The 1,358-nt window shown below is 65.8% G+C and carries 1 protein-coding gene; it reads right to left on the bottom strand.

Translation table 11 applies throughout. The annotated features are described in order from the left end of the window. Positions 1–248 precede the first annotated feature (248 nt). Positions 249–956, bottom strand: coding sequence for a hypothetical protein (locus FJR00_RS15485; RefSeq protein WP_141339620.1), 708 nt, complete (start codon positions 954–956; stop codon positions 249–251). Positions 957–1,358: the final 402 nt, after the last annotated feature.

Consider the following 1,358-nt stretch of genomic DNA (forward strand, 5'->3'; position numbering starts at 1 on the left):
GGCACCGGGCAGGCACGATGGACCATGCGGTGGAAGCCCGCGCTCAACGCTTTCGCCGTCACCTTCGCCGACCGCATGCCGGCCGCGGAGAACCTCTGAGATGAACGCCGGAAACACCGTTCATCGGACAGACCCGCGGCGCACGACCGAGGTTTAGTTCCGCTTCCCTTACCCGTGACGGGAGACCCATGTGGCCTTTACCGGCTGCACGGCCGCGGGCAGAACGGTACGGGATGCGGCATGAGCGGTCACAAGTCGGATGGACGCTCTCCACGGATAAAGGGCTCCTGGACATAACCGCCAGCAGCGTCGAGCACGGCGCGGACGCAGTACTCGAGTTGGGCCGGATCGTGATCGCTCCCCGCCCAGGAGATGAGTCCGAACTCGTCCGTTTCCGCCGCGAGTTCCCGCAACAGCCACTTCCCGGTCCCCAGCCACCGGCGGCGGACCACCAACGCCAACTCAGCTGCCTCTCGCCAGGCCGTCGAAGTGAGCACGAACCGTTCACTGACTTGTGTGGTGTCCACCAGGTCGTCCAGAACTGCCGACAGGCTGTATGCCCGAGAGCGCAGCTCAGCGGGATCCAGTCCAACGGGTCCCTCCGCGAGCACCCGCCTGGAGTCGTCACCCAAGGACCGGGCAACGACACCACCGGTCAGGGGAATGCCCTCACCGATCAGCTTGTCCAGGACCGGACGACGGTCGTTCCGCCCCCTTTCGAGCCACAGCCGCAGTGCCTCGGACCCATAGGCGAAGACCTCCACGAGCTGTCCTTCGAAACGGGTGGTCTCGACGAATGCCGTCTTCGACCACCGAGCCGGGAGTACGACAAGAATGTCGAGATCAGAGCTGTCCGTAGCGGCCGCCGTCGTTGCGCTGCCCCCGAGGAACGCGGCGTCCGCTAGTGGGAAGTGCGCGGACACGAACCGGGCGGCTCGAGCCGTGAAGTCAGTCATAGCGACCCATTCTGCATCGGGCGGGACTCATCCCAGGACGGACATCCACGCCCTCCTGTCACGGAGGGTCATTCCGAGGCCGGGCCGCATCCGGACAACGCACTGTCATCGGCGGATCCGGTATGTCACGACCGCGCGCCATGTCCGAGCGTATGTCTGCTGCGTCATAGTGGGCGGAATGACGCCACGAAGCGGCCGCCGACCGGACGACCGCTGATCGGCGGGAGTCGTGCTGTCACGTACCTCAGCGTTTCGGTTCACAGCGCCAGCCGCCTGGGGGACTGGAAAGGGGAAGCCACGCGCATGACGCGAACGCTCGAGGGCTGGGGACGCCCACCGGAGCTGCTGTTATGCGCGGACGTCGATCTCGAAAGTGTGTGTCCCATGTGGGCAAGTCCCCCT

The sequence above is a fragment of the Ornithinimicrobium kibberense genome (genome assembly GCF_006519705.1).
GTDB classification, from domain to species: Bacteria; Actinomycetota; Actinomycetes; order Actinomycetales; family Dermatophilaceae; genus Ornithinicoccus; species Ornithinicoccus kibberensis.